Source organism: Pedobacter jejuensis (assembly GCF_003725795.1).
Taxonomy (GTDB): Bacteria; Bacteroidota; Bacteroidia; order Sphingobacteriales; family Sphingobacteriaceae; genus Pedobacter; species Pedobacter jejuensis.
Genome location: NZ_RBEE01000013.1, coordinates 1 through 24449, shown reverse-complemented (window position 1 = coordinate 24449; position 24449 = coordinate 1). Strand labels below are relative to the sequence as shown.

28 protein-coding genes, 1 tRNA gene and 1 pseudogene are annotated in these 24449 nt (G+C 34.8%); 5 read left to right on the top strand and 25 right to left on the bottom strand.

The genetic code is table 11. From position 1 onward, the window contains the following. Nucleotides 1-30 precede the first annotated feature (30 nt). The 16 genes and pseudogenes from D7004_RS21260 to D7004_RS09585 form a co-directional block, all read right to left on the bottom strand. Nucleotides 31-402 (bottom strand): annotated as a pseudogene (locus D7004_RS21260) (four helix bundle protein). A gap of 10 nt (nucleotides 403-412) precedes the next feature. Beyond that, nucleotides 413-1783: an NADH-quinone oxidoreductase subunit NuoF gene (gene nuoF / locus D7004_RS09660; RefSeq protein WP_123205664.1), complete on the bottom strand. Its 1371-nt coding sequence runs from the start codon at nucleotides 1781-1783 to the stop codon at nucleotides 413-415. A 75-nt stretch (nucleotides 1784-1858) separates the two neighbouring features. Then, nucleotides 1859-2374: an NADH-quinone oxidoreductase subunit NuoE family protein gene (locus D7004_RS09655; RefSeq protein WP_123205663.1), complete on the bottom strand. Its 516-nt coding sequence runs from the start codon at nucleotides 2372-2374 to the stop codon at nucleotides 1859-1861. Continuing rightward, entirely contained in the window at nucleotides 2367-3581 is a 1215-nt protein-coding gene (locus tag D7004_RS09650; protein WP_123205662.1) for an NADH-quinone oxidoreductase subunit D, read from the bottom strand. The genes D7004_RS09655 and D7004_RS09650 overlap by 8 nt, the downstream gene beginning before the upstream one ends. Before the next feature lie 3 nt (nucleotides 3582-3584). Next, nucleotides 3585-4085, bottom strand: coding sequence for an NADH-quinone oxidoreductase subunit C (locus tag D7004_RS09645; RefSeq protein ID WP_123205661.1), 501 nt, complete (start codon nucleotides 4083-4085; stop codon nucleotides 3585-3587). Continuing rightward, on the bottom strand, nucleotides 4085-4627 hold the full coding sequence (locus D7004_RS09640) for an NADH-quinone oxidoreductase subunit B (RefSeq protein ID WP_029282020.1): 543 nt from the start codon (nucleotides 4625-4627) through the stop codon (nucleotides 4085-4087). The genes D7004_RS09645 and D7004_RS09640 overlap by 1 nt, the downstream gene beginning before the upstream one ends. A gap of 162 nt (nucleotides 4628-4789) precedes the next feature. Next, a complete protein-coding gene (locus D7004_RS09635) occupies nucleotides 4790-5161 on the bottom strand; it encodes an NADH-quinone oxidoreductase subunit A (RefSeq protein ID WP_123205660.1) in 372 nt (123 codons plus the stop codon). An 83-nt stretch (nucleotides 5162-5244) separates the two neighbouring features. Then, nucleotides 5245-6966 (bottom strand): tetratricopeptide repeat protein, encoded by a 1722-nt coding sequence (locus D7004_RS09630; RefSeq protein ID WP_123205659.1) that lies wholly within the window; start codon nucleotides 6964-6966, stop codon nucleotides 5245-5247. 107 nt (nucleotides 6967-7073) lie between these two features. Then, on the bottom strand, nucleotides 7074-7964 hold the full coding sequence (locus D7004_RS09625; protein ID WP_123205658.1) for a PstS family phosphate ABC transporter substrate-binding protein: 891 nt from the start codon (nucleotides 7962-7964) through the stop codon (nucleotides 7074-7076). 225 nt (nucleotides 7965-8189) lie between these two features. Then, nucleotides 8190-9005 (bottom strand): energy transducer TonB, encoded by an 816-nt coding sequence (locus tag D7004_RS09615; protein WP_123205656.1) that lies wholly within the window; start codon nucleotides 9003-9005, stop codon nucleotides 8190-8192. Between the two features lie 18 nt (nucleotides 9006-9023). Continuing rightward, nucleotides 9024-9530, bottom strand: coding sequence for an ExbD/TolR family protein (locus tag D7004_RS09610; RefSeq protein ID WP_123205655.1), 507 nt, complete (start codon nucleotides 9528-9530; stop codon nucleotides 9024-9026). 3 nt (nucleotides 9531-9533) lie between these two features. Continuing rightward, the gene (locus D7004_RS09605; protein ID WP_123205654.1) at nucleotides 9534-10151 is read right to left on the bottom strand and encodes a biopolymer transporter ExbD; all 618 of its coding nucleotides are present in this window, start codon (nucleotides 10149-10151) and stop codon (nucleotides 9534-9536) included. A 76-nt stretch (nucleotides 10152-10227) separates the two neighbouring features. Continuing rightward, on the bottom strand, nucleotides 10228-11058 hold the full coding sequence (locus D7004_RS09600; protein ID WP_123205653.1) for a MotA/TolQ/ExbB proton channel family protein: 831 nt from the start codon (nucleotides 11056-11058) through the stop codon (nucleotides 10228-10230). A gap of 295 nt (nucleotides 11059-11353) precedes the next feature. Then, nucleotides 11354-12949 (bottom strand): phosphoenolpyruvate carboxykinase (ATP), encoded by a 1596-nt coding sequence (pckA, locus tag D7004_RS09595; RefSeq protein WP_123205652.1) that lies wholly within the window; start codon nucleotides 12947-12949, stop codon nucleotides 11354-11356. Nucleotides 12950-13128: 179 nt separating this feature from the next. After that, a complete protein-coding gene (locus D7004_RS09590; RefSeq protein WP_123205651.1) occupies nucleotides 13129-13479 on the bottom strand; it encodes a translation initiation factor in 351 nt (116 codons plus the stop codon). 27 nt (nucleotides 13480-13506) lie between these two features. Next, nucleotides 13507-14391: a diacylglycerol/lipid kinase family protein gene (locus tag D7004_RS09585; RefSeq protein ID WP_167459463.1), complete on the bottom strand. Its 885-nt coding sequence runs from the start codon at nucleotides 14389-14391 to the stop codon at nucleotides 13507-13509. Between the two features lie 224 nt (nucleotides 14392-14615). On the opposite strand from D7004_RS09585, the gene metK reads away from it, so the two are divergent. Further along, a complete protein-coding gene (gene metK, locus D7004_RS09580; RefSeq protein ID WP_123205649.1) occupies nucleotides 14616-15902 on the top strand; it encodes a methionine adenosyltransferase in 1287 nt (428 codons plus the stop codon). A 50-nt stretch (nucleotides 15903-15952) separates the two neighbouring features. Here the strand turns inward: metK and D7004_RS09575 are convergent, their stop codons facing one another. Together D7004_RS09575 and D7004_RS09570 are read right to left on the bottom strand one after the other, a co-directional pair. Beyond that, nucleotides 15953-16480 carry an ExbD/TolR family protein gene (locus tag D7004_RS09575; protein WP_167459462.1) on the bottom strand — a complete coding sequence of 176 codons (528 nt, stop codon included), beginning with the start codon at nucleotides 16478-16480 and terminating at the stop codon, nucleotides 15953-15955. Between the two features lie 98 nt (nucleotides 16481-16578). After that, nucleotides 16579-17109, bottom strand: a complete 531-nt coding sequence (locus tag D7004_RS09570; protein WP_167459461.1) for a superoxide dismutase family protein — start codon at nucleotides 17107-17109, stop codon at nucleotides 16579-16581. A 113-nt stretch (nucleotides 17110-17222) separates the two neighbouring features. On the opposite strand from D7004_RS09570, the gene D7004_RS09565 reads away from it, so the two are divergent. Further along, a complete protein-coding gene (locus D7004_RS09565) occupies nucleotides 17223-17567 on the top strand; it encodes a hypothetical protein (RefSeq protein WP_123205647.1) in 345 nt (114 codons plus the stop codon). A 178-nt stretch (nucleotides 17568-17745) separates the two neighbouring features. Then, entirely contained in the window at nucleotides 17746-18003 is a 258-nt protein-coding gene (locus tag D7004_RS21255; RefSeq protein WP_123205646.1) for a transmembrane 220 family protein, read from the top strand. A gap of 120 nt (nucleotides 18004-18123) precedes the next feature. Here D7004_RS21255 and D7004_RS09555 read toward each other — a convergent pair whose 3' ends face one another. After that, the gene (locus tag D7004_RS09555; protein ID WP_123205645.1) at nucleotides 18124-18345 is read right to left on the bottom strand and encodes a hypothetical protein; all 222 of its coding nucleotides are present in this window, start codon (nucleotides 18343-18345) and stop codon (nucleotides 18124-18126) included. A 238-nt stretch (nucleotides 18346-18583) separates the two neighbouring features. Between D7004_RS09555 and D7004_RS09550 the strand changes: the two genes are divergently transcribed. Both D7004_RS09550 and D7004_RS09545 read left to right on the top strand, forming a co-directional pair. After that, nucleotides 18584-20302, top strand: coding sequence for an FAD/NAD(P)-binding protein (locus D7004_RS09550; RefSeq protein WP_244214282.1), 1719 nt, complete (start codon nucleotides 18584-18586; stop codon nucleotides 20300-20302). 42 nt (nucleotides 20303-20344) lie between these two features. Beyond that, nucleotides 20345-20920, top strand: a complete 576-nt coding sequence (locus tag D7004_RS09545; protein WP_123205643.1) for a DUF1543 domain-containing protein — start codon at nucleotides 20345-20347, stop codon at nucleotides 20918-20920. Nucleotides 20921-20923: 3 nt separating this feature from the next. Here the strand turns inward: D7004_RS09545 and D7004_RS09540 are convergent, their stop codons facing one another. The 6 genes from D7004_RS09540 to D7004_RS09515 form a co-directional block, all read right to left on the bottom strand. Next, a complete protein-coding gene (locus tag D7004_RS09540; protein ID WP_123205642.1) occupies nucleotides 20924-21529 on the bottom strand; it encodes a hypothetical protein in 606 nt (201 codons plus the stop codon). Nucleotides 21530-21766: 237 nt separating this feature from the next. Continuing rightward, complete coding sequence (locus D7004_RS09535) at nucleotides 21767-22072, bottom strand: hypothetical protein (protein WP_123205641.1); 306 nt, start codon at nucleotides 22070-22072, stop codon at nucleotides 21767-21769. Between the two features lie 209 nt (nucleotides 22073-22281). After that, nucleotides 22282-22354: transfer RNA gene (locus D7004_RS09530), tRNA-Lys, on the bottom strand. Between the two features lie 177 nt (nucleotides 22355-22531). Then, nucleotides 22532-22888, bottom strand: a complete 357-nt coding sequence (locus D7004_RS09525) for a helix-turn-helix domain-containing protein (protein WP_123205640.1) — start codon at nucleotides 22886-22888, stop codon at nucleotides 22532-22534. A gap of 153 nt (nucleotides 22889-23041) precedes the next feature. Then, nucleotides 23042-23329: a hypothetical protein gene (locus D7004_RS09520; RefSeq protein ID WP_123205639.1), complete on the bottom strand. Its 288-nt coding sequence runs from the start codon at nucleotides 23327-23329 to the stop codon at nucleotides 23042-23044. Then, a complete protein-coding gene (locus D7004_RS09515; RefSeq protein ID WP_123205638.1) occupies nucleotides 23329-24123 on the bottom strand; it encodes a S24 family peptidase in 795 nt (264 codons plus the stop codon). The genes D7004_RS09520 and D7004_RS09515 overlap by 1 nt, the downstream gene beginning before the upstream one ends. Nucleotides 24124-24449: the final 326 nt, after the last annotated feature.

The following is a 24449-nucleotide window of genomic DNA, read 5'->3' as shown; positions in this document are numbered from 1 at the left end:
AAAATTTTAAATTAAAAACCTTCAAAAAGTTTAAGCTTTATCTTTATTTAAGTTGATTATTATAGAAGCTAAAATTCTGGAAATTTCATCCGCTTCTCTTAATAATTCATTTACTTTTTCTTTATTGGTTTGCGCAATTTCTGTATCTCTAACTAAGCAAATCCAGTATTTAGTTTCATTTGCAGACTTTAACGCAATATTGTAAAAATTCTTAAAATCCTTACGCGAACTTCCCGCTTTTCCTTAAACTACATTTGCCCCAATTGATGTAGCGCTTCTTAAAAATTGGTCGAAAATTGAAAAGTATAATCTATCAAATTTAAGACTAGATATAAAATTGATTATCGATTTTGAAAAATGATAACTTCTTATTTTTATATCAAATGTCTTTTCTTCAGACATTTTTTACTTTTTAATTCTCACTTTTTACTTCAACAGTTTTTTCAATTGGCACAGCATAATTTGCTATACCATAATTTTGCTGCTGACTTTTGATTGGCTCTTTAATATGCCATTCAAACTCATCTCTAAAATGACGAATTGCACTAGCCACTGGCCAAGCTGCAGCATCACCTAACGGACAAATGGTATTTCCTTCTATTTTACGTTGAATATCCCAAAGCAAATCTACATCATCCATCGAACCATGACCATGCTCAATTTTATGCAATACCTTTTCCATCCATCCAGTACCTTCACGACATGGCGAACATTGTCCGCAACTTTCGTGGTGATAAAAACGAGCGAAATTCCAGGTGTTACGAACAATACATTGGTCTTCATCAAAAGCAATAAAACCACCAGAACCCATCATTGTACCAGTTGCAAATCCACCTTCCGATAAAGATTCGTAACTCATTAATCGAGGTTCGCCATTAGCGTATTTCAATGTCAAGTTCGCTGGTAAAATTGGCACAGATGAACCCCCAGCAACCGTAGCCTTTAAACGTTTTCCATTAGCAATACCACCGCAATATTCATCCGAATAAATAAATTCTTCAACTGGTAAGCCTAATTCAATTTCATAAACGCCAGGTTTTACTAAATTACCTGATGCTGATATTAATTTTGTACCTGTACTTCTACCGATACCTATTTTTGCATATTCTTCACCGCCATCATTAATAATCGGTACTACGGCAGCAATTGATTCTACATTGTTTACCACAGTTGGGCAACCGTACAAACCTGCAATTGCAGGAAATGGTGGTTTAATTCTTGGATTACCTCTTTTACCTTCAAGTGATTCTAACAGTGCAGTTTCTTCACCACAAATGTAAGCGCCACCACCCGGCTGAACATATAATTCTAAATCGTAACCTGTACCTAAAATATTTTTACCTAACCAACCGGCAGCTTTGGCCTCTGCTATTGCCTTTTCCAGGATGCGAATTTGAGGCATCATCTCTCCACGAACGTATATGTAGGAAACTTTTGCACCTAAAGCAAAACTCGAAACAATCATTCCTTCTATTAAAGCATGAGGAATGTGTGTCATCAAGTAGCGGTCTTTAAAAGTTCCCGGCTCAGACTCATCAGCATTACAAACCAAATAGCGTGCAACACCTTCTGGCTTCGCCAAAAAACTCCACTTCATCCCGGTAGGGAAACCAGCACCACCACGACCGCGTAAGCCCGATTTTTTTACTTCTTCAACAATCTCTTCAGGTGTTAAAGTTTTCAGGGCTTTTTCCACAGCACGATAACCGCCTTTTTGGCGATAGACATCAAGTGTGTTGATACCTGGTACGTTAATATGCTCAAGTAATAGTTTACGACTCATTTTATCAGTCAATTAGTCATTGGTCATTTGTTCATTAGTCGATAGCCGAAGGACTAAAGGTTCAAAACTTTTACCTTATGACTTCGTCCTTAAATCTTCAATCAATTTATCTACACTTTCTTCAGTAAGGTTTTCATAAAAAGTATATTCCGGGCTAATTTGTAAAACCGGACCGAAACCACAAGCGGCTAAACACTCAACTCCTCTAAAGCTGAATAAACCATCTGCCGTAACTTCACCTTCTTTAACACCTAACTTAGTTTCTAAGTGGCTTAATATTTTTTCGGCGCCAACCAAACAACAAGGACCAGTACGGCAAACCTCCAAAGCATATTTACCTTGTGGTTTTAAAAAGTACATGGAGTAAAATGTTGCTACCTCATAAACTTCAATTGGCTGAATGTTTAAATATTCAGCAACTTTATCCATTGCTGGTGTACTAACCCAAAGGTATTCTGCTTGTACCAAATGTAGCAATGGTAACAAAGCTGATTTGTGTTTACCTTCAGGGTAACGGCTTTTAACATCATCAAATTTGGCAAGCAATTCTGATGAAAACTGTACAGGTGTTTGTTCTTCTACTTTAAGCATCTAATTCTCCTGCAATAATATTCATACTACTCATGTTGATAATGGCATCGGATAATAACATACCCTCACTCATTGGTGCAAACATTTGGTAATTTATAAAACTTGGTCTGCGGAAGTGCAAACGATAAGGCGTACGGCCACCATCATTAATCAGATAGAAACCCAATTCGCCATTTCCACCTTCTACAGCATGATAAACTTCTGCTTTCGGTGCATCAATTTCACCCATCACAATTTTAAAGTGATAAATTAATGCCTCCATATTGTTATAAACTTCTTGTTTTGGCGGAAGATAAAAATCAGGAACATCAGCATGGAAAATGCCTTTTGGTTCTGTTTTTAATTTCACAACAGCTTGCTCAATAATTCGAACACTTTGCCACATTTCTTCATTACGAACCAAATATCTGTCGTAAATATCACCACTTGTTCCTACCGGAATTTCAAAATCAAAATCCTGATAAGATGAGTATGGGTCTGCAACGCGAACATCATAATCTACACCAGCCGCACGAAGAAGTGGGCCTGTCCAGCTGTATTCTAAAGCAGTTTCCTTGCTTACTTCAGCAACGCCAGCTGTTCTATCGATAAAAATACGGTTGCGTGTTAAAAGATTTTCAAATTCTTTTAAAGCAACAGGAAATTCTTTTAAAAATTTATTAATTTTCGCAAAGGCGATTTCATTGAAATCTCTTTCAAAACCACCGATACGACCAATATTTGTTGTTAATCGAGCGCCACAAACCTCTTCAAAAATTTCGTAAATATGCTCACGAAATTGGAAAAGGTAAAGGAATGTTGTAGTTGCACCAGTATCCTGACCAATAATTGTATTACAAATAATGTGGTCAGAAATGCGAGAAAGCTCCATAATAATTACGCGTAGATAATCTACACGTTTTGGCATTTGGATATTCAGTAATTTCTCAACCGTCATGTGCCACCCCATATTGTTAATTGGCGATGAGCAATAGTTCAAACGGTCGGTTAATGGTGTGATTTGATAAAATGGGCGATGCTCGGCAATCTTTTCGAAAGCACGATGAATGTAGCCAATTGTAGATACGCCGCTCACAATACGTTCGCCATCTAATTGCAAAACATTTTGAAAAACACCGTGTGTAGCAGGGTGTGTTGGACCTAAATTTAGGGTTACCAACTCACTTTGCGGGTCGTTATCTGTAAATACCGGATGGTTATGATTCATATTTTACCTTCCAAAAAATTCGTCTTTTTTATCCACTCTGTTTGGGTCTTCCAATGGGTATTGTTTTAACATTGGATGAACACCTAAATCATCCATATTTAAAATACGGCGTAAATCTGGATGACCTTCAAACTTAACACCAAACAAATCATAGGTTTCGCGTTCCATCCAGTTTGCACCTTTCCAAACAGTTGTTGCTGTAGGAATAGTTGGATTTTGCTCTGAAATAAAAACCTTAATCCTGATTCTTACACGCTCTACCATATTGTTTAAGTGGTAAACCACTGCAATACCATGGTTTTGACCTGGATAGTGAACTGCTGTAATATCCGTTAAGAAATTAAATTTTAATTCGTCTTTAAGATACGAAAGCACATTGATGATAACATCTTTGTAGGTTACAAAAGTTAATAAACCATAAGGCTCTGAAACAGCAGTAACTTTTTCGCCAAACTTTTCAGTCAGCTTAACGTGGATATTGTTATTTAGAGTCGTTTCTTCCATTATTTAATGCCGTATTGACCTAAAAGTTCTTTATAATAATCAGAGTTTCTTCTTCTGCCAGATTCGTTTCTAACCAAATCCTGGATGCGTTGGAAACCATCTAAAATAGCTTCTGGTCTTGGTGGGCAACCCGGAACATAAACATCAACCGGAATAACTTCATCAATACCTTGCAAAACAGAATAGGTATCGAAAATACCACCACTACTTGCGCATGCACCAACAGCCATTACCCAACGTGGTTCTGCCATTTGGATATAAACCTGCTTAAGTACTGGAGCCATTTTTTTGGCGATAGTGCCCATTACCATTAAAACATCGGCCTGACGAGGAGAAAAACTCAGACGTTCTGCACCAAAACGACCTAAATCGTAATGAGAACCCATGGTTGCCATAAACTCGATTCCGCAACATGATGTTGCAAAAGGTAAAGGCCATAATGAATTTGAACGAGCCAAACCAATCACTTTATCCATCGAAGTGGCAAAGAAACCAGAACCCTCTATACCGGGAGGCGCATCAACTATATTAATTTCACTCATGTTTATTAACAAAAAATGCTCATTCCTTTGCAGAATGAGCAACAAATTTACAATATTTTAAAGCCAAATAACTAGCTTAAGTCGATTTAGAACCTTTCTAAATTAGTTAATAATTTGGGGTTCCGAGCTGAAAGTATAATAATGCAAACCCTTAACTAAAATTTAATTCCAGTCTAAAACTTTTTTCTTGATAACGTAGATAAATCCCAACAATAGCGTTCCCATAAAAATGAACATTTCTATCATCCCGTCCATCTTTAATGCTCTAAAATTTACTGCCCAAGGATACATGAAGATAACTTCGATATCAAAAAGCACGAACAAAATAGCGACTACGAAATACTTGATTGAAAATGGCTGACGAGCATTACCCACTGATTTGACACCAGCCTCGAACGTTTCCAACTTATCACTTGTTTTACGCTTTGGGCCTAAATAGTGTGTTGCAACCAACGTGGTTACCACAAAACCTAAAGCTACAATTACTTGAAATATAATTGGTAAAAAATCTATCGAGGTGCTTTGCGCTTGCATAATATCTAATTTCTAAATGCAAAAGTAAAAGAAAAAGGCAGAGTAACAAAACTCTGCCTTTTCTAAATTATTTAACCTTTAAATTATTTGCCTTTTCCTTTTGGAGCCGGTGCAGCCAATTCTTTTAGTTTTGCTGCTGCAAAAGTTCCGCTTGGATATACAGCTACACTTTTATCGAAATATTCTTTAGCTTTTGCTTTATCTTTATAGTAGTAGTAACCACCTAAAGTATCATAAGCTTCTGATAAACGTTTTGGATAAGTACCAGTCGTAGCTATCTCCGGTTTAGCAGTTACTTTGTTGATAAATTCCTCATAATAAGGAACCATTAATCCTTTGGGCTCTTTATCATCATCTAATAAACTATTGATACGAGCTCTTGTTAAGTAAGCATCATATGTTTCTGGAGAAATCTGAATTACTTTTGCAATTGCTGAATCTGCCTTAACTAAAATGTCTTTAGAAGGATTTTGTTTAGCGCTATATTTTGCTCCGTAATCAAAGTAATTCGCCATTGCATTATAATAGTAATTATACAACGAACCTTTTCCATTAGGATTAGCTTTTATTGCCTTTTCATAAACCTGGGCAGATTTTGCATATTTTTTAGCATCATATAAGCTTTTCGCAACTTCTGATAATGCATCAGCGTTTGTAGAATCTTTTTCTACAGCTTTAGTGATATTAATTAAAGCCAAACTATCCTGACCAGCTTTTAATTGTGCTTTACCTAAGTAAAGGTAATCGAAAGTTAAAATTTTGCTTGTGTCTTTTTGTTTTGCAAAATAATCTGTCATGTTGGTTAAAGCCAACGGATAATTTTTATTTTCATAGGCAGACCAACCTTTTAATCTTGATACGATAATTGCTTTAGGATCATTAGCCGGAACTTGAATTGACGATGCTACTTGTTCCAATGCAGGGAAATCCTTTGCATAGAATAAAAACTGCATATAACGTAACTGAGATTCTGTAGATTTATCAGTTAAATCAAGATATTTTTTATAATACTCTACCCCTTTCGCAGCTTTCTCTTTATCAGTACCAAAGCTACTCCACTGTAAGTATAATTCTCCTAATTCACGATAAGCAGGACCATAGTTCGCATCAGCTGCAATTACTTCTTGAAGTTCTTTTTCGCCCTCTGCAAAAGCACGAGATTCTTTATACATTTTACCAACCTGAGTTTTAGCTCTTCTATTTGTTGGATCTATGCTACTTACAGTAAAGTAAGGTGTCAATGCTTCAGAGTTTTTCTTTTGTAATGCGTAAGCATCACCTATTGCAATAAATACATCAGCATCTTTATCTTTTGAATCTAATTCATCAGCTTTTGTAAGATTAGTAATTGCATTAGCAAAATCTGGTTTAGAAACCTCATCACTTGGCTTATCTTGAGCCAAATATGCTTTACCAATAGCTAAGTATGTTTTGTAATCTTTTGAGTTAGCAGAAACTGCTTTATCAAAATTTGTTTTAGCCGAAGTAGGATTGTTAGATAATAAATCTGCCTCACCCAAACCAGCATAATTTGATGCATTTTTAGCATCAGCGGCTACACCTTTATTAAATACAACTCTAGCCGAATCAATATATCCAGTTTTTAGATATACCATTCCAAGATTGTAGTAATTATCACCATTCGAAGCTTGAGAGTTCACTAAAGATTTAAGCATTGATGATGCTTTTTGGTATTGCTCAGCATCAATGGCTTTTTTCGCGTCAGCTAAACTTTGAGCAAAAACTGCAGAACCCATCAACACCAAACCTACATTTAAGGTTATTGCTTTCTTTAAAATTTTCATAGTTCTTTAATATGTTTTTAATGGTTGTAAAGCTTATGCAAGCTTAATCTGATTTTTGTTTTTAATTATTGATTGATGTAATTCAATCGTGGTTCAATTTACTAAATTTATTTATAATTAATTTGCCTAGGCATAAGCTTGTGAGGAGCTAATTCTGATTTAAGCACAATTAACTGACCTCTTTGGCTCCTTAACCACACTGCAAATCCTGTGCCTAAACCATCTCTACCCTCGCAATCTATTATATTTATATTTCGTAAAAATGGGTAAATACCATTTATAAGATTGTCTTGCGTAGGCTTATAAAACTTATCTCCCCCAATTTTACCTTTATCATTTTTTAATCCTAAGGTTTTAATTTTGTCTTTATTCGATACAAAAACTGTATTTTTTTCCGACAACCAGTTTATACCTAAAACACCAATGAAGCTTTTATCCTTCGCGATTAACTGAATAACTTCGTTAGCCGTATTTTTTGCATACACATTTTTAGGTGGAAACTGTTTAATACCCGCTAATTCTTTAAGATACTTGAACGTACTTGAATAGGCATTATCAAACATTAATTTTCTAGATGAGCTTTTTCCTTGAAGTATGTCAATAACATCTTTAACGTTAATAACACTATCAATATTATCTTGATTTGTGATTAAAGCTATCCCATCTACAGCAAAACGTGATGTATTTATTTTAATATTACGTTGAGTATAATATTTTTCCTCTTGCTTTGTTAATAGTCTAGGCAAAATAATTACTCTTACACTATCATTTAAAAATGCCGGAATAATTTTCTCTTCGGGTTTAAATGTTGCGAGAAAATTGGCATCAGGATAATCGATTTTAAAAATATCAATTTCTCTCTGAACTAATGGACCAACAGTTTCATCAACAAGAATCTTCATTGTGCCGCTTGTACGAGTTTCTTTTAATTCATCCTTTTTCTTTTGTTTACAAGAAAATAATGATAGTAAAGCAAATAAGATAAAAACGTTCTTCATTAATTAATCTCGTTTTCCAAGGCTTAGTAAACGTACAAAAGCATAAATTATCAAAAAAACACCAATTGCAATTTTATAAGGCTGACCAATATTTAGTGGCAAGTTTTTCCAAAAGATGCATGCTAGGCCTATGCAGCAGTAAAATACAAACATGATAAGGCCTAAAATGAGCAAAAACCGCTGTTTAGGCGATTTTTGCTTAAAAATATCAAAATTTAACATTTACTAATTAAGAGTAAAATTAATGTTGATGTTGTATTTTACACGTACTGGTTTGCCGTTTTGAATTCCAGGAACCCAACGAATACTATTTTTTAATACGCGTTTTGCTTCCTCATCGGTTCCGCTACCTAAACCACGAGTAACCTGAATATCTGTAAGTTCTCCATTACGTTCTACAACGAATGATAACCAAACTTTACCCTGAACATTGTTCTCCTGAGCCATTGGAGGATATTTAATCGCTTTACCTAAATACTCGTAAAACTTTTTCATACCACCTGGAAACTCTGGTTGCTTCTCGATACTAACGAAGTCATAAACTTTATTATCATCAACTGCAACAGCCTCAGTACGTTTGGGTCCCTCACCTACCGGTTCAGCGATAACAATATCAGCTGTTGGATCACCTTTAATATCTTTTTGACCAGGATCTGCCTCTTTCAATTTTTCAACTGTAGGTGGTTCCTCGTTTACTTCAATATCCGGTTTTACAATCGGAGGTGGCATTTTTACCTGATCCACTTTTGGTGGTGGTGGCTCTACCGGTGGTGGTGGTGGTGTTTTTGGATCCACTGGTGGCGGTTGAGCTAAAACCACTTCTTGGGCTTTCTCCTGCTTATCTTCAGGAATAGCGCCTTTAATTAGGCTGTAAATTTTTGGTGAAAAAAACAATACTAAAAACACTGCAGAACCCCAAATTAAGGCTTTAGTAGTATTAGCAGCGTTACCTTTACGCAATTGATACGCTCCGTAAGCTTTGTTTTTATCAGCAAAAACGACTTCCAGCCATTCCTTTCTAAAAATATCTAATTTCGACATAATTACTGATTTTATTAATTATAAAATACCTTGTTCTTTCATAAAATCCTTCTCACTGTCAAGGATGTTGTCATCATCAATCTGACGAGATTTTACTTTCATAATTTCCAGTTCGTCCATCATATCAACAAAATCTTTGAATGTAGAACCAGAAGTAGGTTTTACAAGAACCGTAAATTCCCCTGGTACACCAGAAGCATTTGCTTTCTTTCTGTTTTCTTCTATTGACGCTTCAATTTGGCTGAAAGACTCAATAGTTGGAGCACTTTTACCAGCTTCTCCCATATACCATGCTATTTTATTATTTTTTCCTAATAAAACAGTCATTGTTTTGGTTGCTTTTAATGCCAATCTGTTTTCTGGCATTTTTTCATTTTTATCTGGCTTGGTGATATCCATAGCTTGTGGCGTAGATATCGACGTAGTTAAGATAAAGAATGTAACCAAAAGAAACATCAAATCCACCATTGGGGTCATATCGATCCTTGGTGTGGCTTTCTTCCCGCCTGTGTTTAATTCTGCCATTTCTTAATTCTTCTTTTTAGCTTCTGAGTTGGTAACCAACAAAAACTTGTTAACGTTCTGTTTCTGCAAAATATCAACAACCTTTTTAACAGTTGGGTATTCCTCTTTGGCATCACCTTTAATGCTGATTCTCATATCAACATTGTTAAGTTCTTTTGTTGCCTTACGAGCATTTAATACCCAAGCGTTTAATTGATTGTCGGTAGAATCAGTAGGGATACCAGTTTGTACTCCCGGATTCATACGGTCGCCACCTGGCATATTAATAAACTGCTTCAAGCTACCCATAGGAACTCCGAATGTACCGATTACAGAAAATCTATTTTTCTCCTCTTGGTTGAAAGATATTTTATACTGCTCTCCCATTAATTCTAAAGTTCTTGCCCTTACTTTTTGTCCTGCTACTTCAAAGAAAACCTTTTTCTGCCCTATTGTTAAAATGGCATTATTTTCTACCGGTACCTTAAATTCATACGTAGATGAAGGTGTTGATACGGCTAGTGGTTCTGGTTGCCTTGCTGTAGCAGTTAAAATAAAGAAGGTAAGCAACAGCGCAGCAACATCGCACATGGCGGTCATGTCTGTTACGGTACTTGTTCTTTTAACTTTTATTCTAGGCATAATATTTACTAGTTTTTAATAATGATGATCTTTTTTCCGGTTTTCCATAAAGCCGGTAAAAATTATTTCAAAATTCTTATTTATGTGAACTAGCGTATGTTTGAACGATGCTAAATCCTGCTTCGTCAATTGCATAAGTTAATTTATCAATTTTAGAAGTTAAGATGTTATACATGATAATTGCTAAAGTTGAAACTGCGATACCAGTCATTGTATTAATTAACGCCTCAGAGATACCTACCGCTAATGCTGATTGATCTGGAGCACCTGAATTTGCCAAACCGGCGAATGCACGAATCATACCTGTTACTGTACCTAATAAACCAATTAATGTACCGATAGATACTAAAGTTGCAATAATTGTTAAATTTTGCTCTAACATTGGCATTTCTAAAGCTGTTGCTTCTTCAACTTCTTTTTGGATAGCTACGATTGATTGCTCAACATCCATGTTTGTGTCTGCCTCAACTTCGCTGTATTTTTTTAAGCCTGATTTTATAACTGCAGCTACAGAACCTTCTTGTTTATCGCATTCTGCTTTAGCAGCTTCGATGTTACCTGAGTTTAATAATCCTTTTACCTTAATGATAAAAGTATCTAAACTAGTTTTACCGCTTGCTTTACCAATTACGATTAAACGCTCGATAGAGAATACAATTGTAGTTAATAACAATCCGATTAAAACAGCTACAATTGGACCACCTTTATATGCAGTACCTGGATAGTTGTTTGGCAATGGTAAGTTATTATTGTCTCCTCCGATAAAGTTGTCAGAAGCTCCTAATACGAATTTCCAGATAATGAATCCAACTACGATACAAATTGGAATAACGAATGTTGCAAATACATTTGAAGCACTTGAAGAGCTCTCTTTTTTAATAGTTGTTGGTTTTGGTGCGTTTGCCATTTTTTTTAATTTTTAGTTTTAGTTCTTGTTTTAAATTTTAGCTGTTTTTCTTTTGTACTACACACAACGTAAGTTTATTCGTTTTTGTTGCGAAAACAAATTTATAAATTGATTTTAAATTACAAATTAATAAATCAATAAACAATTAAATCGTTACTTAACTTTTTAGTTTACGGTATATACTAGGTAATATAACAAAAAAATTGCCTCAGCCCGAGGCAATTCTTTCACAATAAAAACTAAAAAAAAATCGAATTGCAAATTTTTTGGCTAAAAAATGCATTTAAAAGTGCATTTAACACATTTTAACCTCTTCTTGGGCAAATTTTGGTTCGTTTACCTGCTCAAACTGTTTAAAATTCTTTGCAAAAGCATCAGCAAGTTCGTATGCTTTTAAAAAGTATTCTTCAGGGTTACTCCATGTTTTTGATGGATCTAAAATTTCATCAGGAACGTTAACACAATGTAAAGGCATCATTAATTTAAACACATGGTGCATTTTATAGTTGTTATGATTCAGATTTCCATTTATAGCAGCAGTGATCATTGCCCTTGTATAACTCAATTTCATCCGTTTGCCAACACCGAAAGGTCCACCGCTCCAACCAGTATTTACCAACCATACATTAACATTCTGCTCTTTAATTTTTTCTCCAAGCAATTCGGCATATTTTGTAGGATGTAAGGGTAAAAAAGCTTTGCCAAAACAAGCGGAAAATGTAAGTTGTGGTTCTGTAATGCCAGCTTCGGTACCGGCAACTTTTGCAGTATAACCACTTAAAAAGTGAAACATTGCCTGCTCTGCATTTAGTTTAGATATAGGTGGTAACACGCCAAAGGCATCAGCAGTTAAGAAAAATATATTCTTTGGTGTTTTCGCAATTGAAGGTATTACTGCATTATCAATATATTCTATTGGATAAGCAACTCTTGTATTTTCGGTTTTAGCAATATTTGAAAAATCTACATCATAGCTGTTTGGAAAGAAATTAATATTCTCTAGCAATGAGCCAAATTTTATGGCTTTGTAAATCTGAGGCTCTTTTTCTAATGTGAGGTCTACACATTTTGCATAGCAACCGCCTTCAAAATTAAAAATAGAATTTGCACCCCATCCATGTTCATCATCTCCAATTAAAGCCCTTTCTGGGTCGGCAGATAAAGTTGTTTTACCCGTTCCTGAAAGACCAAAGAAAATCGCTGTATCACCGTTTTTGCCAACATTTGCTGAGCAATGCATAGAAAGCGTGTTGCTATATACCGGTAAAAGAAAATTCAATACAGAAAAAATTCCCTTTTTTATTTCACCTGTGTAGCCGGTGCGGCCTATTAAAATCATTTTCCTTGAAAAATTGATTATCGAAAAATTTTCTTGCCGAGTTCCATCAACTTCTGGATTTGCAACAAACCCTGGGGCCGCTATAATTGTCCATTCGGGCACTAAGCCCAAATCTTCTACCTTCGGGCGAAGAAATAGGTTATTCGCAAAAAGATTTTGGTATGCAGTTTCTGTAATAACTCTTATCGAGATAGAATAATCAGTGTCTGCACATGCACTTGCATCTCTTACATAAATGGTTTTTTCATTTAAATATTCAGTCATTTTACGGAAAAGAGAATTAAACTTATCCATACTGAATTTGATATTTACATCTCCCCACCAAACTAAATCTGCTGTAACACTATCAAAAACTATAAATCTATCTTTAGGAGATCTTCCCGTAAATTTTCCGGTATCAACTGCTAAAGCTCCCGATGAAGCTAGAATGCCTTCATTATTTCGCAGTGCCTCTTTTACCAATTCGGCTGCTGTTAATTGATACTTTATACCCAAACCAGCCTGAAGATTTAAATAGCTTAAATCTGGCGTTTGCAGTTCCATTTTGCTCATAACAATAAGTTAGTTAGTGCAGCAAATGTAAAGAGATATTTTACAGAAAAAAGAATTTTTAAAGTGCTTTTTTTTACATATTGTAGCTTGTACACTATGATTTAAACATCTATATATCAATAGATTATATCAATATAAATGACTCAAAAAAAATCAAAAAAATACACTAAGCAAGCAAATTATCCACCTGCTTTTTTCACTTTATAACCATCCTTTTGAAGGATTAACATCACCTTATCCCTTACATCACCTTGGATAAGGATTTCACCATCTTTTACAGAACCACCAACACCGCATTTACTCTTTAGCATTTTGCCTAAAATTTCCAGATCTTCCGTTTTTCCTTTAAAGCCAGTTATAAGCGTTACGGCTTTGCCACCACGATTTTTTTTATCGAGCATTACCCTTAAATCTTGCAATTTATTAGGAGAAGTAACCGTATCATCAACCTCTTCCTGATATTCGAATTCAGGATTGGTAGAATACATGATTCCGCCTAAATCGCTTAAGCTATTTTTTTTTGGTTTCATTATGAGAATAAATTATTTACTTAAAAATTATGGGACTATAACTTCTAACGAAAGTGGATTAATATTTATTTCTATTTCGCTACCCATAATTAAGGGCTCTCCATCTACATGAACCGGACCATCTTTTGAACGAGATATTTTAATATTTTTACCCTTTATAATCTCAATCATATCCGAATTTTCTGCCTTACCTTTTAACATGATATAACTTAATGCAGGTAACTTTAATAAAGAGAAAGGCTTAATGATGCAAACATCAAGCAAACCATCTTTTACCGATGCACTTGGAGCTATGTAAACATCATTACCATATTGAGATGAGTTTGCAACCGTAACGGCAAATGCTTTCCTCTCGTAATCAACACCATCAATATTTAAATTATATGTTTCGTTTTTATAACTGAAAACTTCCATTAAGCTTAACTTTACATAGCCTGCCAAGCCACGTTTTTTATCTTTAGAGAATGCCGAACTTAAATGAGCGTCAAATCCTATACCGGCCAGATTAAAAAAGCATTTATTATTGAAAGTGGCTGTATCAATTTTATCGGTTTTTAAATTATTAATAACCCGAATAGCCTCTTTAAGATTTCGTTGTGGAATATTTAAGAAACGAGCTAAACCGTTTCCAGAGCCTAACGGAATGATTCCCATTATTTTTTTGTATTCAAGAACTTTTGAGGCCACTTCATTGATAGTACCATCGCCACCAGCTGCCACAATTATGTCAAAATTTTTATTTAAAGCCTCATCAACAATTTCGCTTGCATGACCAATATATTCGGTTATGCGAAAATACGCATTGAACTTTTCTTTATCCAAATACTTATCTATAAGTGTTGGAATAGTAGATTTTGCCTTTCCGCCAGAGATGGGATTGAGGACGAATAAAATATTTAATTTGACTTGCAAAGCTTTAGTATCAGAGTACAAAATAATCTATAATTTTTGAAATAAAGAAAATATGCTAATTTTGCAGCGTTAAAGTGGACTGATTTGCGATGTTTCGATATTTGAAACGGGATTGCTACCACTCAAAAAAAAGTGCTAATACCTTCCTACATACAAGCAAACCTGTTTACAGGGAACATTAGCGCTTTAAAATTGTTTATTTTCATTTTAAATTTATTTAATAAATGTCGTATTTATTTACATCAGAATCTGTTTCTGAAGGCCATCCCGATAAAATTGCCGACCAAATTTCGGACGCTTTAATTGATAATTTTTTAGCTTTCGATTCAGAATCGAAGGTTGCTTGTGAAACTTTAGTTACAACCGGGCAAGTTATTTTGGCTGGCGAGGTAAAATCTAAAACATATTTAGATGTTCAACAGATAGCTCGCGATGTAATCAAGAAAATTGGCTACACGAAAAGCGAATACATGTTTGAAGCTAATTCTTGCGGTATTTTATCGGCAATACATGAGCAATCTCAAGATATTAATCAAGGTGTAGATAGAACAAACAAAGAAGAACAAGGCGCCGGCGACCAAGGGATGATGTTTGGTTACGCAACAAATGAAACTGAAAATTACATGCCTTTAGCGCTTGATCTTTCTCATGCATTATTAATAGAATTAGCCAATTTAAGAAGAGAAAACTCAGAAATTACTTATTTACGTCCTGATGCAAAATCGCAGGTTACTTTAGAGTATTCTGATGATAACAAGCCACAACGCATTGATGCTATTGTGATATCTACCCAACACGATGATTTTGTTAAGCCAAATTCTGACTCTAAACAAGATAAAGATGCTGCTAATGAAGAAATGTTGGTTAAAATTAAAAGCGATTTAGTTTCGATTCTGATTCCAAGAATTAAGGCAAAATACCCTCATTATGCTCATTTGTTTAATGATGACATTACTTATCACATCAACCCAACAGGTGTTTTCGTAATAGGCGGACCGCATGGTGATACAGGTTTGACTGGTAGAAAAATTATTGTTGATACTTACGGTGGAAAAGGTGCACACGGCGGTGGTGCTTTTTCGGGTAAAGACCCAAGTAAAGTAGATAGAAGCGCTGCATATGCAACTCGTCATATCGCTAAAAATTTAGTTGCTGCAGGTTTAGCCGATGAAATTTTAGTTCAAGTGAGTTATGCAATTGGTGTTGCAAAACCAACTTCAATTAATGTGGTTACTTATGGTACATCTAAGGTAGATTTAACCGATGGCGAAATCAGTAAAAAGGTGGAAGCTATTTTTGATATGCGTCCGTACTTTATCGAACAACGCTTAAAATTAAGAAATCCTATTTATAGCGAAACTGCTGCTTATGGCCACATGGGCAGAACTCCAGAAACTGTTACCAAAACATTTAGAACACCAAATGGTGAAGAAAAAACGGTAACAGTTGAATTATTTACCTGGGAAAAATTAGATTTCGTAGATAAAGTGAAAGCTGCGTTCGGTATTTAACAAACCATATTTTCATACAAAAGCCCCGCTATCAATCGGGGCTTTTTTTGTTATAAGCCGTTTGTTTCCATATAAATTTTCTCTTTCGGAGAGATATTTTCATCTTCAATAGCATAGGATTTTATTCCAGTGATTTTCATCTCATCGATAACATCTACGAAATCTTTAAATGTTGCGGTTTTAGTTGGTTTGATGATCACAATTAAATATTTGCTGGGATTGTTTTGATGTAATTTAGCCACAGCTGACTTATTGATTAAAACCTGTTCTGCTATCAAACTAACTTTACTATAATTCAGATTAGCGTTTTCTGTTTCGCCCATGTAATATGCAGCTTGAGCATTTTTCCCAAGCAATATTGTCATCGTTCTTGATGCCGGGTACGGGCTTTCAATGTCGGATTTAATCGGCTTAGAAATATCTGCTGCCTTTAAGTCGGTTAAAGATGTAGTAAGCATAAAGAATGTGGTGAGTAAGAACATTAGATCTACCATTGCAGTTAAATCTACTCTTGGAGCAGACTTTGTTGTTCTTCCCTTTTGGGCCTTGCCGTTGCTGGAAATTTCTAGATTTGCCATTTTGTTTAGGTTTTTAAACATGATGACATTTGATACCGTTTTGCATAAAAAAAGGTGATCAAATTTCTTCAATCACCTAAATAATTTGTTACGTACGATTACTTTACTGATTCAATAACTCCGCAGCCAATTCTTGGTCCAGAATTACCTGTTGGTTGTGTAGTGTAATCATCAGTTCCACCGTGAACAATAATGCCACGACCAATAATACCTTTTAAGTCGCCGTCTTTCACGTTCCATCTATCAGTAGTTACCGATACGGTTCCATGACCTTTACCATCCAATTTGATATTTCCAATATCACCAGAATGATATGCCGCCGAACCCCATTTACCATGATTCTCTTTTGTTGGATTCCAGTGTCCATGTGTATTCATTCCCATATCGCCACAATCTCCATGTTCATGGAAATGTACTGCAACATTACTATCTGCTTTGGAGGCGAAATTTATTTCTAAATCCATTTTAATTTCTCCGTTACTTAATTCGTAAAATTTAGCGGTACCAATGGTTTTAGAATTATCTGCAGTTTCTGATAACGTTGCAGAGGCAATTTTTTTTTCTGTTTTGTTGCATGCGCTGAAAATTGCTAAACCTGCAACGGCTAAGGTTAGAAGATATCTTTTCATAATATTTAGTTTAATAATTAACAGATTGATAGTCATTTAGTTTCGATATAATATTAAAACTCCAAACCATTTATAAAACCAAGTGTTTAATAGGTACTAAAAATCAATCAATTATGGAACAGCCAATCGCAATGAATACTTTAAGTCAGATTTTAGAAAAATTAAGGCTGAAAGGAAAAGATAACGAATTGAAAATGACCGACCACGGCAAAATGCAAAGCCAGGCTGGTAAAATTTACAGACCAGAAGATTTAACTATCGTAAAAACCTATAGATTTGAAGGTGATTCAGATCCTGCAGATAATTCAGTTCTTTATTTATTAATGGATAAGGATATGCAAATCGGTTACATTATTGATGCTTATGGCATATACTCGGATAATGACGGACCAGGCTTTGACGATTTCTTGAAAAAAATTCCTACCGAAAACAGGGATGAACAGGAACTGTTTAGTTAAATAAAACCTACATATAACTTTAGAGGCGCAGAAATATCTGTGCCTCTTTTTTTTATAAATTTTTATACCAATCAATTTTATTTTACAAAACACTTAATGGCTTTCATTGAAAAATAATCAACTCATTTTATAAAATTTTACGCCAGAATATTAACTTTATCCTCTTATCAACTCATCCTTGAAAATATTTAATTTAGTTTTTTGTATTCTATTTGTAGTTTCGGCAGCGCTCCAGTACAATGACCCTGATCCCTACATTTGGGTTCCCATTTACTTATTCGGTGCATGGCTATGTTATCAAGCCATTATAGGAAAGTACCATTTAAAAGCTTATCTAGTTGGCATTGGTATTTATGTACTTTATGCACTGTATCTATTATTTGATAAAACCGTTGGTATCAAAAACATGATGCAGAGAATATTGTTCAAAGTATGAAAGCCACAAAGCCTTGGATAGAAGAAACCCGTGAATTTGGCGGCTTAATGATTCTAGTTATCGCATTATCAATAAATTACTTTTTCTATCGAAAGAAATCTGCTACCTAATAACTAAATTTTATTTTGACTTCAGGCGATTTTCTACAGATTGAAGCCAATTACTTTTGCCTTCTATAGCATAATACAAATAGGTGCCTAAAACAAAAATACCCATAGCAATAAGAAATGTCACCATCATTTTATTGCTGGCACTAACTTGTCCAGGTGTTCTGCCTTGATCCATTATGTAAATTAATTTAGAGGGATAAGTTGAAGCATTAGGAATGCTATCAATTTGCATATAAACGCGGTTTATATTCTATTGTTTTAAAATATGATGTACAGTTGCTGAAAAGTGGATAAACTTATGTTATTAATAGATACAATTAATTATTAATCAAGCTGAGTTTGTTTAAGCAGTATGTAGCTCAGCACACTAATGCGTATTTATGCTTTGATAGTTTGGTAAATACGTAATGCGACGCAAAACCAAACATTTTTTATTTAGAAGGGTTAATCAAAAACTAATTTTAAAATCTTTGAAAAATTTCAAAACCATAGCCATACTAGGAGGAGGTCCGAGTGGCCTCTTTATGTTAAAGAGAATTGTAGAATCGGGTGATACTGCAATTAGTATAGATATTTTCGAGAAACAAGCTCAACTTGGCGCCGGCATGCCTTATAGCAACATGGGTGCTAATGATGAACACATTACAAACGTATCAGGAAATGAAATACCTGAGTTGGTAACATCAGTTTCAGAATGGGTTACCACATTGCCGCAAGATACTTTAAACCGTTTCAATATCGACCCTGAAAAGTTTAATGATTATAAAGTAATGCCACGATTACTTTTCGGTCAATACCTGTCGGCACAGTTTGATTTATTACAACAAAAAGGAAAAGAGTTAGGAATCGATATCGATATTCAACTAAATACTGAAGTTACCGATATAATTGATCATCCTGAAGAGGATACGGTAGAGGTAGAATTTAAAGACAAGCCAAGCAGAAAATACGATAATATTATAATTTGTACCGGACATAACTGGCCTAAAAAGAACGAAGGAAAAATTCCAAATTATTATGACTCCCCTTATCCACCAGCAAAATTAAAGTTTAAAGTAAATCATCCGGTAGCTATAAAAGGTTCATCACTTACCGCAATTGATGCAATAAGAACTTTAGCAAGACATAACGGTATGTTTGCCCTAGACGGTTCTGGTAAATTAAAATACAGCGTTGCTGAAGATAGTAAGGATTTTAGACTAGTTATGCACTCCCGCAGCGGAATGTTGCCAGCAATAAGATTTCATCTTGAAGATTCTCACCTTTTAAAAGATTCTGTATTATCTAAAGAAGAAATTTTGGCCAATCAAGTCGAAAACGATGGTTTTTTATCTCTGGATTTTGTTTTTGACAAGAATTTTAAACAGATGTTTATCGAAAAAGAGCCAGAATTTTATGCGAAGATTAAAGACATGAGCATAGAAGATTTTGTAGCTTCTATGATGGCTTTAAGAGAAAACTTGGAGCCATTCCAACTTTTGAAGGCTGAGTATATCGAAGCTGAAAAATCAATAAAACGTAAAGAATCTGTTTATTGGAAAGAAATGTTAGCGGTGCTAAGCTTTGCTATGAATTATCCTGCAAAGCACTTTTCGGCCGAAGATATGCTAAGGCTGCAAAAAACACTTATGCCATTGATTTCAATCGTAATTGCTTTTGTTCCTCAAAGTTCGGTTGAAGAGATGATAGCTTTATATGATGCCGGAGTTTTAGAACTTATCTCTGTTGGTGATGATAGTAAAGAAGAGCCGAATCAAAAAGAAGGTGGTGCGATTTATCATTACACTGATGATAAAAACCAAAAACAATCTGTACACTTTAAAACTTTTGTTGATTGCGTTGGTCAACCACACCTTCCCTTTAAAGATTTTCCCTATAAAAGTTTATTGGATAACGAAACCATAAGCAAAGCAAAACTTAAATTCAGATACGCAGAAAAAGGGCAAAAAGCTTATAGCGAAGAGCAGGAGAATGTAGAAAGGTACAACAACGAAGATTATTATTTAGTTGTTCCCGGCATTACTATTAACGATAATTTCCAAATAATGGACAAATATGATGCTTTAAACGAGCGGATTTATATCATGGCAGTTCCATATATTGGTGGCTATAACCCTGATTATTCTGGCTTAGATTTCTGCGAGGCTGCTTCAGCAACAATTGTTAAAAGTTTGCTAAAACCTGAATAGCAGTTAACTGTTACCTTTATTCCTTTACCTAATTTAATTAAGATGAATACTGAATATTTTCCTGTACCGAAACTATATATGCTATTACTAGGTTCAAAAGCACCTAAAAGAAATGTAGAACAACATGATTATTTTTTCGGTATTGCTACATCATTAAAAGAATTAGTACCGCAAATAAAATCGTTTTGGCCCGAAGCCGGCTCAAGCATACATGTAGATGGCTGGAGGGAAGTAAATCATGTTGATGGTTATGCTGTAAAAATAGTTGCCAGAACAGAAGCGACAGCACCGTCTGATAACAAATTGTTTTTTATTAATCTGGGTGGTTATCAAACTAATAAATTAGAAGAACAGCATTATGTCGTATTAAGTGTAAACTCCGATAGGGCGCATGCTGTTAAAGAAGCTAAGAAAACTGTTTTTTTTAAAACCAATACCATTAAAGGCGCAAATTCTCACATTGATGAAAAATACGGAATTGATGTTGACGATATCTATAGAATCGAGGATATTTTAGACGTAAAACAAAAGGAAGAATACCACATTCAGATTGAACCGGAAAGCAATTTACCCGAAGATGAGATACATTTAGGATATTTTAAGTTGGATAAGCTTTAAATATTATAAAACGTCTGGAAACATCATTTTATAATAGTCCATTATAGTGATGACTTTGGAATCAGTACTGTTCTCCATGCGTGTTCCTCTTTTTACAAAAATGAAATTGGTACTAAAAAAATTTTCGTCATTCTTATCTGTCGATATTCCCTGATAAATAAAAATCCAGGCATCGAGCTTTGGAATGTCCCAAAAGAAAGATTCCCCGTTACCTCTGGTATCGCTCTGTTGGTAAGCAGGATAATTCTTCTTTAGATAAGATATAATTGACTTTGTTTCTTCCTGATTAACAGAGCTATAGTTAAATCCTAAATAGTTATTCTTCTGTTTTGAGCTTGTAAATATTGAAAGTCTATTATAGTCAGCCAGATTTCCATTGGGATAATCATAGGTGTTAAGTTTTACATCTCCGATAGCATACCCATCCAACTTATTAGTTGTGAGCGATGCCAGTCCGTAATTAGGATCAAAATCTTTCTTTAGTTCTTTGTCTTGAACCACCAGGGTTGCGATGTCCGAATCAAGCTTTAAAGAGAGAAGATCTGTTTTTGTTTGCGACTTACAAGATAGGATAATCGTGACTATCAGAATTGCAAAGGAAAGTTTCATAGGCTGGTTTTTAGTAAACGGAAGGTTGTCGTTTGTTTAAGTCAAAGTAAATTGTCTCCAAATAGAGAAACTGGATTTTGATATATTAAAAATTTGTTCCTTGGCACGTAATAGTTGGCCATCATTATAGCAGCCTAAGTGTAAAAATATGCGGCAGCTATTTTACCCTCCGGTATTCAGCGCTGTCTGCACCAACTTGCATCACCAATACATCTCCTCTAAAGTGGTAGTCGGAATCTAATTCTTCATTCCCAGTTGCTTTTCCTTTATAAAAGATTTTGTTTTTGGTGATTCTATAGTTCTGTTTCGAAACCACTTTTCTGCTCCTTCTCCGGTTGTTTGAAAAAAAGCTCCTTCACGGGTGAATTCCAAATGCATGTTTCCAATTGATTTTCCATTATTGGGAAGTTTGATTTCGCCCACCCAGCTTCCGATTATTCTATTTTCATAATCGGCAGTCTGTGATCCGCAACTTAATATAGCGCACACAAACAGTAGCATTACTGTACCTTTCATCAGAATAAAATTTTTCTTGTTTTTCATATCACCAATTGAGTGTTATCTGCCTTAAGTACTTTTAGATTCCTGAAAATAAAATCGAGTGGGCTAACCGTTTTTTTACGGTACAACCTAAAGTTTACCTAGCCCCAATTGGTCTTACACGAACAATCAATATATTTTGCATTAAAACAATATAGTGATTTTAAAATTTCAACCAACAAAAAAGCCCTACATTTCTGTAAGGCTTTCTGTGATCCCGCTGGGATTCGAACCCAGGACCACTACATTAAAAGTGTAATGCTCTACCAGCTGAGCTACGGAATCATTCCTCTTCTTAGGAGGGGCAAAAAAAGCCTCAACTTTTTCAAGTCAAGGCTTTTTTGCGGAATGGACGGGACTCGAACCCGTCAGCATTCAATTCTTTAGTTTTTTGAACTGATTTAGCCATGTTTTTTATGGTAAAGTCCGAAATATCTGGACGGAATTTGGACTGTTTATGTTTTACTTAATTGCGTAAAAGTCTATTATGAGCTTCTTCATAGACTTTTGCATGGTTTCAATATATTTTTTCATCACTTCAATCTCCCCTTTTAGTTCGGAAATATTAGTAAGAAGAGATTCTTTTGGTTCAGAAGTCCGAAGGTCAGAGCCCTTTCCATCAAAGAACCATTCAGTACTCATCTTCTTTTTCTTGTAAAGCATGTATGCGGTATTTAAACTGATAGAGGTTTTTCCACTCTCAATTTCAGAAATATTTTTCTGTGAGCATTCACATACCTCAGCTGCATCATACTGTGAACCGATGTGTTTTTTCCTAAATGCAATGAACCGGTTCTTTAACTGATCTTCTAATGTCATTAATTAAGATTTCTATTTTTAAAGTATCTGGCTCTCAATTTTCGAAATCCCAATTCACGCATCTTATATTTTATCATTTCCTGATAAGTTATTTTGATAGAGAAATCGATTTTGATTTTTGAGATACCTGTAAGTTTAAAATTATTTGAATCTTTATCCATTGTCAGCTAAACCTGGAGTGAATTTGAATCCACAACTTTTACAAGTTGCTTTATCCACTTTGTGGGTTAATGCCAACAAGATAAATACAATTCCTAAGGCGAAGAAGCATACACCAAATAAAAGGGAAAATCCACCGATAGCAGATTGCCATAGATACCCCAGATAGTATAAAGCCGCTCCTAATAAAGTCATGGAAATTCCAAGTCGCCACTTTCTTGTTCTATCATCTACTTTAACTTTAAAGCTTTTACAACTTGGACATTGAATTTGATTTGCCATTATCTTTTGTTAATAATTTGTACAACACTGAAAATTTGCTCTATGTCGTTTAGTGATAAAACTTCATCTTCATATTTTGGATTTAAAGAATGTATTGTTATCATGCTATTTTCAACATCATGAGCGACAATTTCCTTAATCAGTATTCCTTCAGTTTTATGAACGATTACCCATGCATCGTAATTATGTGTATGAAGTTTGTATTGCCACTGATGCCTTGATAAATCTCTACCAACAACAATCCAGCCTTCATAAATATTGCTTCGCATTTTAGAAGGTTCAGATGTTTCCATGCTATCACCTTTTACTTCAAATGCCATGTAATCCCCACTATGTCTTTTATGCACGTCAATTGAAATAGTATCCATGTCACTATAATACTCTGGGTCCTGCCAACCTCTCATATATCCGGCATAAGCCTTTGCAGGTACTATTGGAACTCTCATCCTTAAAGTTCCATCCCCCAGCTCTTCAAACTTAGAGCCATCGTTATCATAATCATTTGGATCGGCAGATAAGTGTAATGGTTCTGCTTCAATTCTCGGATTCGAAAGTTTCATGCCTGGCAAAAACATTTCACCTTCATTTAAAACTATATACTTTTTGTTAACAAAGTATTTCTCACACATCTCATCGATGTATTTCATCGGAATATCTCTCTCACCTTTTTTGGCAAAAGTTAATTGAGGAGGAGACAAATCTATACTGAGCGCTAATTGCCTGCTACTTTTTACTTTTTTTAATTCTATGAGCTTATCCACAACATGAAAGAATCGCTCAACTAATGGGTCCATTTATAGATGTTAATAAAATGTTAATAATTATTTTCACAAATAATTTGTAAATGTTAACAAAGTGTTTACATTTGTTTCATAGGTTAAACAAAAGTAAACAAAATAAAACAACATGCAAGAAGTGCAGAAAGATATTACTATGCCTAAGGTGGATAAACCGCTTCAAATTGACCCCTCTTCGCCAATCTAAAAAGTTCCCCTTAGCCGAGTTAATTTGATAAGGTTCGCCAAAGGAAAAAGACCCCTTTGCGCCAATCCAAATTGACCCCCTTGAAATTGCAGATTCGTTTGTGCTAAATGGTTTATAGGAATATGTTTTTGTTTAG

Bases quoted from the DNA above. Each gene is read 5' to 3' on its own strand.
- nuoF (WP_123205664.1), bottom strand. From the start codon at position 1,783: ATGAGTCGTAAACTATTACTTGAGCATATTAACGTACCAGGTATCAAC.
- D7004_RS09655 (WP_123205663.1), bottom strand. From the start codon at position 2,374: ATGCTTAAAGTAGAAGAACAAACACCTGTACAGTTTTCATCAGAATTG.
- D7004_RS09650 (WP_123205662.1), bottom strand. From the start codon at position 3,581: ATGAATCATAACCATCCGGTATTTACAGATAACGACCCGCAAAGTGAG.
- D7004_RS09645 (WP_123205661.1), bottom strand. From the start codon at position 4,085: ATGGAAGAAACGACTCTAAATAACAATATCCACGTTAAGCTGACTGAA.
- D7004_RS09640 (WP_029282020.1), bottom strand. From the start codon at position 4,627: ATGAGTGAAATTAATATAGTTGATGCGCCTCCCGGTATAGAGGGTTCT.
- D7004_RS09635 (WP_123205660.1), bottom strand. From the start codon at position 5,161: ATGCAAGCGCAAAGCACCTCGATAGATTTTTTACCAATTATATTTCAA.
- D7004_RS09630 (WP_123205659.1), bottom strand. From the start codon at position 6,966: ATGAAAATTTTAAAGAAAGCAATAACCTTAAATGTAGGTTTGGTGTTG.
- D7004_RS09625 (WP_123205658.1), bottom strand. From the start codon at position 7,964: ATGAAGAACGTTTTTATCTTATTTGCTTTACTATCATTATTTTCTTGT.
- D7004_RS09615 (WP_123205656.1), bottom strand. From the start codon at position 9,005: ATGTCGAAATTAGATATTTTTAGAAAGGAATGGCTGGAAGTCGTTTTT.
- D7004_RS09610 (WP_123205655.1), bottom strand. From the start codon at position 9,530: ATGGCAGAATTAAACACAGGCGGGAAGAAAGCCACACCAAGGATCGAT.
- D7004_RS09605 (WP_123205654.1), bottom strand. From the start codon at position 10,151: ATGCCTAGAATAAAAGTTAAAAGAACAAGTACCGTAACAGACATGACC.
- D7004_RS09600 (WP_123205653.1), bottom strand. From the start codon at position 11,058: ATGGCAAACGCACCAAAACCAACAACTATTAAAAAAGAGAGCTCTTCA.
- pckA (WP_123205652.1), bottom strand. From the start codon at position 12,949: ATGAGCAAAATGGAACTGCAAACGCCAGATTTAAGCTATTTAAATCTT.
- D7004_RS09590 (WP_123205651.1), bottom strand. From the start codon at position 13,479: ATGAAACCAAAAAAAAATAGCTTAAGCGATTTAGGCGGAATCATGTAT.
- metK (WP_123205649.1), top strand. From the start codon at position 14,616: ATGTCGTATTTATTTACATCAGAATCTGTTTCTGAAGGCCATCCCGAT.
- D7004_RS09575 (WP_167459462.1), bottom strand. From the start codon at position 16,480: ATGGCAAATCTAGAAATTTCCAGCAACGGCAAGGCCCAAAAGGGAAGA.
- D7004_RS09570 (WP_167459461.1), bottom strand. From the start codon at position 17,109: ATGAAAAGATATCTTCTAACCTTAGCCGTTGCAGGTTTAGCAATTTTC.
- D7004_RS09565 (WP_123205647.1), top strand. From the start codon at position 17,223: ATGGAACAGCCAATCGCAATGAATACTTTAAGTCAGATTTTAGAAAAA.
- D7004_RS09555 (WP_123205645.1), bottom strand. From the start codon at position 18,345: ATGCAAATTGATAGCATTCCTAATGCTTCAACTTATCCCTCTAAATTA.
- D7004_RS09545 (WP_123205643.1), top strand. From the start codon at position 20,345: ATGAATACTGAATATTTTCCTGTACCGAAACTATATATGCTATTACTA.
- D7004_RS09540 (WP_123205642.1), bottom strand. From the start codon at position 21,529: ATGAAACTTTCCTTTGCAATTCTGATAGTCACGATTATCCTATCTTGT.
- D7004_RS09535 (WP_123205641.1), bottom strand. From the start codon at position 22,072: ATGAAAAACAAGAAAAATTTTATTCTGATGAAAGGTACAGTAATGCTA.
- D7004_RS09525 (WP_123205640.1), bottom strand. From the start codon at position 22,888: ATGACATTAGAAGATCAGTTAAAGAACCGGTTCATTGCATTTAGGAAA.
- D7004_RS09520 (WP_123205639.1), bottom strand. From the start codon at position 23,329: ATGGCAAATCAAATTCAATGTCCAAGTTGTAAAAGCTTTAAAGTTAAA.
- D7004_RS09515 (WP_123205638.1), bottom strand. From the start codon at position 24,123: ATGGACCCATTAGTTGAGCGATTCTTTCATGTTGTGGATAAGCTCATA.